Here is a 7,382-nt window from a genome sequence, read left to right on the forward strand (position 1 = left end):
GGCGCCGACACCCCCGTCATCACCCTCGACGCCCGCCGCCGCGACAGCGCCAAGAGCGCCCTCATCACCCTCGTCGAACACGCCCTGCTGGCCCGACTGCGGTGATCGCGCACGACCGTGGCCCGCGGGACCTCCGGCGAGGTCCCGCGGGCCACAGGCGCGTTCGGGGCGACTACTCGGTGGGCTCCAGGCCGGCCCGGATCAGGCCGTAGGTGTACGCGTCCTCCAGCGCCAGCCAGGAGGCGGCGACCACGTTGTCGGCCACGCCCACCGTCGACCAGGTGGCGGCGCCGTCGGTGGACTCGATCAGCACCCGGGTCTTGGAGCCGGTGCCGTGCTGGCCCTCCAGGATGCGGACCTTGTAGTCCACCAGCTCGAAGGTGGCCAGCGGCGGGTAGATGCCCCCCAGGGCCGCGCGCAGCGCCTGGTCCAGCGCGTTGACCGGGCCGTTGCCCTCGCCGGTGGCGATCCGGCGCTCGCCCTTGGCCCACAGCTTGACGGTGGCCTCGTTGCCGGTGAAGCCGTTCGGGCCCTGCTCGCTGATGGTCCGCCAGGACTCCAGCGTGTAGAAGCGGTCCCGGCCGCCGCGCACCTCGTCGCGCAGCAGCAGCTCGAAGGAGGCGTCGGCGGACTCGTAGGTGTAGCCGAGGTTCTCCTGCTCCTTCACCTTGGCCACCACCCGGCCGGCCAGGTCCCGGTCGCTGGAGAGGTCGTAGCCGAGCTCCTTGCCCTTGAGCTCGACGGAGGCCCGGCCGGCCATGTCGGAGACCAGCATCCGCATGGAGTTGCCGACCCGCGCGGGGTCGATGTGCTGGTAGAGGTCCGGGTCGACCTTGATCGCGGAGGCGTGCAGGCCCGCCTTGTGGGCGAAGGCCGAGAAGCCGACGTACGGCTGGTGGGTGGAGGGGGTCAGGTTGACCAGCTCGGCGATCGCGTGCGAGATCCGGGTCATCTCGGCCAGCCGGCCCGCGGGCAGCACCCGGCGGTCGTACTTGATCTCCAGCGCGCCGACCACCGGGAACAGGTTGGCGTTGCCGACCCGCTCGCCGTAGCCGTTGGCGGTGCACTGCACGTGGGTCGCGCCGGCGTCCACCGCGGCCAGGGTGTTGGCCACCGCGCAGCCGGTGTCGTCCTGGGCGTGGATGCCGAGCCGGGCACCGGTCCTGGCGAGCACCTCGGCGACGATCTCCCGCACGCCGGCCGGCAGCATCCCGCCGTTGGTGTCGCAGAGCACCACGACGTCCGCGCCGGCCTCGTGCGCGGTGCGGACCACCGACACCGCGTACTCGGGGTTCGCCCGGTAGCCGTCGAAGAAGTGCTCGCAGTCGATGAACACCCGCCGCCCCTGGGAGCGGAGGAACTCGACGCTGTCCCGGACCATCTCCAGGTTCTCGTCCAGGGTGGTGCGCAGCGCGAGCTCCACGTGCCGGTCGTGCGCCTTGGCCACCAGGGTGATCACCGGGGCGCCGGAGGCGACCAGCGCGGCCAGCTGCGGGTCCTCCGCCGCCCTGCCGCCGGCCCTGCGGGTGGCGCCGAAGGCGACCAGCCGGGCGTGCTCCAGCTCCAGCTCGGTGGCGGCGCGGGCGAAGAACTCGGTGTCACGCGGGTTGGCGCCGGGCCAGCCGCCCTCGATGAAGCCGACCCCGAACTCGTCCAGGTGCCGGGCGATGGCCAGCTTGTCCGCCACCGTCAGGTTGATGCCCTCCCGCTGTGCTCCGTCGCGCAGCGTGGTGTCGAACACGTGGAAACTGTCGTCGGTACGGGTGACCTCGGTCATGACCCCTGGTTCTCCGTTTCGGGGAGGAAGGTACTGCTCTGCCGGACTTTCTCGTCCCGGCTCCACTGTCCATGATCCCGCGCGCGGTCCCGGTGTCCCCGGGCCCCTTGTGAGGGCCGTCGGCCGGTCCGGGAGAAACAAAAAGACCCCTCGCGGGTGCGAGAGGTCTGCGCGCGGGTCTGGACGCTAGTGGTCGCTCCGCATCGGGTCGTGCGGGAAGCGGTCACTGCGGACCGGCGCGCCTGCTGCTAATCATCAGCGAAAGCGAGGACACGCTCGCAGTCTGGCACAGCTGCCCGGGATCCGGCCCGCTCGTCTCGCGATGCGAAACGGGCGGGCCGGGCCGGACGGGCGCAAGCAGGCCGGGAGGCGAGCCGGGCCGGGCGGCGCCGGACGGGGTGCGGCGATCAGACGATCTTGTGCAGCCAGTGGTGGGTGTCCGGGGTCTGGCCGCCCTGGATCGACAGCAGGGCCTTGCGCAGCTCCATGGTGACCGGGCCGGGCTCGCCGGCGCCGACGGTCCAGTCGGCGGCGGCGGACTTCACCGAGCCGACCGGGGTGATGACGGCGGCGGTGCCGCAGGCGAAGACCTCGGTGAGGGTGCCGTCGGCGTTGGCCTGCTGCCACTCGTCGGTGGAGATCCGGCGCTCCTCGACCGCGTAGCCGAGGTCGGCGGCCAGCTGGAGCAGCGAGTCGCGGGTGATGCCGGGCAGCAGGGCGCCGGACAGCTCCGGGGTGACGATCCTGGCGTCCTTGCCCTCACCGAAGACGAAGTACAGGTTCATGCCGCCCATCTCCTCGACCCACCGGTGCTCGGCGGCGTCGAGCCAGACCACCTGGTCGCAGCCCTTCTCGGCGGCCTGGGCCTGGGCGACCAGCGAGGCGGCGTAGTTGCCCGCGCACTTGGCGGCGCCGGTGCCGCCGGGCGCGGCCCGGACGTACTCCTTGGACAGCCAGACCGAGACCGGCTTGATGCCGCCCTGGAAGTAGGCGCCGGCCGGCGAGGCGATAATCATGAAGAGGTAGGAGTTGGCCGGGCGGACACCCAGGCCGACCTCGGTGGCGAACATGAAGGGGCGCAGGTAGAGGCTCTGCTCCGGCTCGTTCGGCACCCAGTCCTGCTCCTGGCGGACCAGCAGCTCGACGGCCTCGACGAAGGTCTCCACCGGCAGCTCCGGCATCGCCAGGCGGCGGGCCGAGGCCTGGAAGCGGGCGGCGTTGGCCTCCGGGCGGAAGGTGGCGATGGAGCCGTCGGCCTGGCGGTAGGCCTTCAGGCCCTCGAAGATCGCCTGGCCGTAGTGCAGGGTCATGTTCGCCGGGTCGATCTCCAGCGGGGCGTACGGCGCCAGCTGGGCGTCGTGCCAGCCCACGCCCTCGGTCCAGCGGACGGTGACCATGTGGTCGGTGAAGACCCGGCCGAAGCCGGGGTTGACCAGCCGGGCCTCGCGCTCCGCTGCGGACAGCGGGTGGGCGGAGGGCTTGAGGTCGAACGTGATGGGCGCCTGGGTGGCCGTGCTCATGGGTGTTTCCTTCACCGTGGGGTTGGTCCGGGCCGCCACCGCCGCAGATACGTTTCGGCAAAATTCGCCGGAATGGACGCACAACGGCACGACCCACTGTCGATACTCGCATCCAGAGGGCCGTGCCGAACAGCTGTCCGCCCTTTTTTCGAGGGCGGCGAGCTGCGGTTGTGCGGTCCGGCCCGCCGGGCCGGAAACCTTGTCGGATCCGGCCCGTCGGCCGGAACTCCGCTCCTGGATCCGGCCCGTCAGCCGGATACTCGGGCGGCGAGCGCGTCGCCGACCTGGGAGGTGCTGCGGGTGCCGGAGCGCTCGGCCAGGTCCGCCGCCACCGCGGCCTCGACCCCGGCGGCCTCGGCGGCGAAGCCGAGGTGCTCCAGCAGCATCGCGACCGACAGCACGGTGGCGGTCGGGTCGGCCTTGCCCTGGCCGGCGATGTCCGGCGCCGAGCCGTGCACCGGCTCGAACATCGACGGGAACTCGCCGCTCGGGTTGATGTTGCCGCTCGCGGCCAGGCCGATCCCGCCGGTGACGGCGGCGGCCAGGTCGGTCAGGATGTCGCCGAACAGGTTGTCGGTGACGATGACGTCGAAGCGCTCCGGCTGGGTGACGAAGAAGATGGTCGCCGCGTCGACGTGCAGGTAGTCGGTGGTGACCTCGGGGAACTCCTCGCCGACCTCGGCGAAGATCCGCGTCCACAGGTGCCCGGCGTGCACCAGCACGTTGTTCTTGTGCACCAGGGTGAGCTTCTTGCGCGGCCGCGCCTGCGCCCGGCGGTAGGCGTCGCGCACCACGCGCTCGATGCCGTACGCCGTGTTCAGGCTGACCTCGGTGGCCACCTCCTGCGGCGTCCCGGCGCGCAGCGTGCCTCCGTTGCCGACGTACGGGCCCTCGGTGCCCTCGCGGACGACCACGAAGTCGATCTCCGGCTCGCCGCCCAGCGGGGACCGCACCCCGGGGAAGAGGCGGCCCGGACGCAGGTTGATGTGGTGGTCGAAGGCGAACCGCAGCTTGAGCAGCAGCCCCCGCTCCAGCACGCCCGACGGCACGCTCGGGTCGCCGATGGCGCCCAGCAGGATCGCGTCGTGCGACTTCAGCTCCGCCAGCACGTCGTCCGGCAGCGTCTCCCCGGTCCGGTGGTAGCGCCGGGCGCCGAGGTCGTACTCGGTGGTCTCCAGCTTCACGTCGGCGGGGAGCGCGGCACCCAGGACCTTGAGGCCTTCGGCCACCACTTCCCGGCCGATGCCGTCACCGGGAACAACTGCGAGACGAATGGTGCGAGACATGCTCGGACCCTACTCCGCCGTCCCAGGTACTGACACCTGCCGTCCACGATGCGGACGGTCAGGTCAGCTCGATCTCGATCTCGATCTCGAACGGCTGGTCGACCTTCAACGGCCCTCTCGGGCGACTCGGCGAAGCTTCCCAGGGCGCCACCCCTTCGAGGGAGCGCGCGTGACGTCGGGGGCGCCTGGGGCGTGCTTAGGGTGGGCGGGTTCGGCGAAGCGCGTGGAACGGGGTGCGGATGGGCGAGCGGCGGCGGGAGGTGCTGGTCTGCGGGGGTGCCGCGGGGCTGGCCGCGGGCGGGTACGGGCTGGCGGCGGCGCTGAGCGGGCAGTGGCCGGCCGGGGCGGAGGCGGTCGCCGTGCCCTACCACGCCCACCTGTGGGACCTGCTGCACGGGCAGGCCGCCGGGGACCTGCTGCTCAACTGGAACAGCGGCTACGGCGCTCCGTTCCTGGCGGACTTCTTCGCCTACCTGATGAACCCCTTCTCCTGGCCCACCGCGCTGCTCCCCCGCGACCAGGGCCGGCTCGCCGTCCTCCTGGTCACCCTGGCCACCATCGGCCTCGGCACCGCCCTGATGACCCGGCTGCTCGGCCGGCTGCACCCCGGCCCCCGGTGGCTGCGGGTGTTCGCCGCCGTCGGGTACGGGCTCTGCGCCTGGGTGCTGGACGTCGGCGGGGCGGCCCCGATGTGGCTCTGGGGCCTGGTCTCGCTGCCCCTGCTCGGCCTGGCCGCCGACTGGTGCCTGCACGAGCGGCACTGGGTGGCCGGCGCGCTGTGCGTCGCGCTCGCCTGGGCGGGCAACCTGTACACGGCCGCGCTGGCGACCCTGGCGGCCGCGCTCCTGTTCGCCGTCCGGCTGTTCGCCGCCCCGCGCCCGCTGCGCCACCGGGTCCGGGCCGCCGGCCGGGCCGTCACCATGGCCACCGCCGGGGTGCTGCTCGCCTCCCCGGTGCTGTTCGTCGCGGTGCTGGCCGCCCGCCGGGCCCAGCCGGAGTCCCCGGTCGAACCGCTCGGCCCGTCCGGCGTCGGCGCCCACCTCGCCCGGCTGCTGCCCGCCACCCACGGCGGGCAGCAGCTGCCGGACGTGGCGATCGGCGTCTTCGGCCTGCTGGTGGTGTGCGGGCTGCCGTTCAACCGGCGGGTGCGGCCGCAGGAGCGCGCCCTGTGGTGCACGGCGCTGGCGCTGGTGGTGGCCGGCTTCCTCTGGACCCCGACCGTGCTGGTCTGGCACGGTCTGGCGATCCCGGCCGGCGGGCCGTACCGGGTGGCCTTCGTGCTCAGCGGGCTGCTGGTGCTGGCGGGCTGGGTCTCGCTGGCGCACCGTCCGGACCGGCTCACCGTGCTGGGCGGCGCCGCCGTGGTGGCGCTGATCGCCGGCCTGGCGGCGGGCCGGCACACGGTGCGCCCGGCCACCTGGGTGCTGCTGGCCGTCGGCGGCGCCGTCCTGTCGGCCGCGCTGTGGCTGCTGGACCGCCGGCACTCCGACCGGCGGGCGAACGCGCTGGCCACCTGGGTGATCGGCGGCGCGGTGCTGGGCAACGCCGTCTGGTCGGGGTACGCGGCGCTCGGCTCGGCCCCCTCCGACGACGTCTCCCCCGCGGCGGTCCGGGCCGGGCACGCGACGCTGCGCGCGGCCGCCGACTGGCCGGGCGGCCGCAGCGACCCCGGGCCGCACGCCTTCACGCCGAACGACCCGCTGCTGCTGAACGGCCAGGGCGGCGGCTGGTTCAGCAGCTACCTGCCGACCGTCACCGCCCTGCTGCTGCACGACCTCGGCGCGGGCTGGACGGCCGGCGGGCGGCAGACCGCGAGCGTCACCGACCCGGTCGGGCAGGCGCTGTTCGGGGTCCGCGTCCACCTCGACGAGGGGCCGGCGCCGCGTCCCTTCACGCCTGTCCGGGCGGCCGCCACGCCGCCGCTGGTCACCGTGCTGCCCCCCGGCGCCCGGCCGGAGAGGTCCTCGGTCTGGGCCCGGCAGGAGTCGCTGCTGGGCAGCCAGGTGTACGACGCCCCGCTGCCCGTCCCGGCGGGCGGGCCGGCGCCCACCCTGCACGGCACCAGCGGCTGGTCGGTGCCGAGCGGCGGGGAGGGCACGGTGTTCACCGTCGCCTGCACGCCGGGCGGGACGGCCTACTTCCACGGGCTCTGGTACCGGGGCACGGTCAGCGGCCTCGGCAGCGCCTTCCGCAGCGACGGTGAGCAGCCCACCACCGCCGTGCCGATCCACCGGCTGGGGACCGTCCCGGCGGACGGGGTGGTCCGGGTGACGCTGCGGTCGGACGTGGTGAGCCAGCTGCCCGCCCGCCCGATCGGCTGCCTGCGGGCCGGTGCCCTGGAGGCCGCGGTCGCCCGGCTGACCGCGACCGGCGCCACCCGGGTGGAGGCCGGCGGGCACACCCTCACCGCGGCCCTCCCGGCGGGTTCCACCGGCACCGCACTGCTCTCCGTCCCGGCCACCGAGGGCTGGACCTGTGCGGTGGACGGCGGCCGCCGCGCCGCCCCCACGCCCGTGCTCGGCATGATCGGCGTCCCGCTGGGCGGCGGCGCCGCCCGGATCGCCTGCGCCTTCCGGCCGCCCGGGCTCACCGAGGGCCTCGTCGTCGCCTCCGCCACCGCCGCCGTCCTCGCGCTGGTCGCCGTCTTCGCCCGGCTCTCGCGCCGCCCCACCCGTCCCCCGCGCCGCGACCGCCGCCGGGCGGCGCGGCCGGCCGGGGCGTGACGGGGCGGAGCGTGACGGGGGCGGGCGAGCCGCCGGAACGTGCCGGGGGGGGCCGGCCGGGTTGCGGGGCGGCCCC

4 protein-coding genes and 1 pseudogene are annotated in these 7,382 nt (G+C 74.4%); 2 read left to right on the forward strand and 3 right to left on the reverse strand.

Annotated elements, in window-relative coordinates; genetic code table 11:
* Positions 1 to 105, forward strand: a pseudogene (locus ACWGJO_RS40295) (ATP-binding protein); the annotation flags it as partial.
* A gap of 67 nt (positions 106 to 172) precedes the next feature.
* Here ACWGJO_RS40295 and cimA read toward each other — a convergent pair.
* The 3 genes from cimA to ACWGJO_RS40310 all read right to left on the reverse strand — a co-directional run bounded on the left by cimA (position 173) and on the right by ACWGJO_RS40310 (position 4,583).
* Positions 173 to 1,777 carry a citramalate synthase gene (cimA, locus tag ACWGJO_RS40300; protein WP_452190747.1) on the reverse strand — a complete coding sequence of 535 codons (1,605 nt, stop codon included), beginning with the start codon at positions 1,775 to 1,777 and terminating at the stop codon, positions 173 to 175.
* A 407-nt stretch (positions 1,778 to 2,184) separates the two neighbouring features.
* The gene (locus ACWGJO_RS40305) at positions 2,185 to 3,297 is read right to left on the reverse strand and encodes a branched-chain amino acid aminotransferase (RefSeq protein ID WP_359915403.1); all 1,113 of its coding nucleotides are present in this window, start codon (positions 3,295 to 3,297) and stop codon (positions 2,185 to 2,187) included.
* Between the two features lie 248 nt (positions 3,298 to 3,545).
* Positions 3,546 to 4,583, reverse strand: a complete 1,038-nt coding sequence (locus tag ACWGJO_RS40310) for a 3-isopropylmalate dehydrogenase (protein WP_452190749.1) — start codon at positions 4,581 to 4,583, stop codon at positions 3,546 to 3,548.
* Positions 4,584 to 4,822: 239 nt separating this feature from the next.
* On the opposite strand from ACWGJO_RS40310, the gene ACWGJO_RS40315 reads away from it, so the two are divergent.
* Positions 4,823 to 7,306 carry a YfhO family protein gene (locus tag ACWGJO_RS40315; protein ID WP_452190751.1) on the forward strand — a complete coding sequence of 828 codons (2,484 nt, stop codon included), beginning with the start codon at positions 4,823 to 4,825 and terminating at the stop codon, positions 7,304 to 7,306.
* Positions 7,307 to 7,382 lie beyond the last annotated feature (76 nt).

Source organism: Kitasatospora sp. NPDC054795 (assembly GCF_053611565.1).